Raw genomic sequence first — 642 nt, forward strand, 5'->3', positions numbered from 1 at the left:
CCGTCCGAACAGACCTACGAAGCAACCATGTCTTTCCAACGCGAAAGCTAAAACGCTTCCTCGCGAATCTCGAGAAAACTGAGATAACCGAATACTGACACTGCCCTCGTCACCTGTACTGGTGGCGAGGGCAGTTCATGTTACGGCACGATTCCCGAGCCGCTCAATTGGAGCCTCGACGAGTTCGAACTACTGAACTTGAACGAATAGAAAGTTTTATTCATTCAGGTTCGCAAGCGAGCCTCGATCAATAAAACTAGGCTCACAAACCACACTATTTGGGAGGTCCTCAACGGACTTCGCGCGCGAGGCGCCAACCAGCAGATCCACGCACTGGCGCCCCATCTGCTCGCGGTCCGTTGAGACCTCCGACAAATCAAACGCCGTATCAGCCGTGTAACCGATCTGACCGCCCAGCGTCATAATCGAGTAATCGCGAGCCAGCTCAAGGCCGTGATCCGTAGCAAAACCGATCACGCCCTCCGCAACCGGCATGTTGTCGGTAATAATCACCGGATGCTCATCCGCATTGTCGCGCATTAGAGAAATGACCTGCTGGGCAGCAAGGAAGTTCACGGGTAGCAGCATCTGCTCCAGGTGAAAACCGCGTTCGCGTGCGCACTCTAGCGTAGCCCTATGAAT

At 54.2% G+C, this 642-nt stretch carries 1 protein-coding gene; it reads right to left on the reverse strand.

Features of this window, described 5'->3' with window-relative positions; genetic code table 11:
• Positions 1-216: 216 nt before the first annotated feature.
• Positions 217-642: substrate-binding domain-containing protein (locus tag HMPREF1627_RS00665; RefSeq protein WP_158705784.1), on the reverse strand; the 426-nt coding region annotated here is incomplete at its 5' end.

Source organism: Actinomyces sp. S6-Spd3 (assembly GCF_000758755.1).
Lineage (GTDB): Bacteria > Actinomycetota > Actinomycetes > Actinomycetales > Actinomycetaceae > Pauljensenia.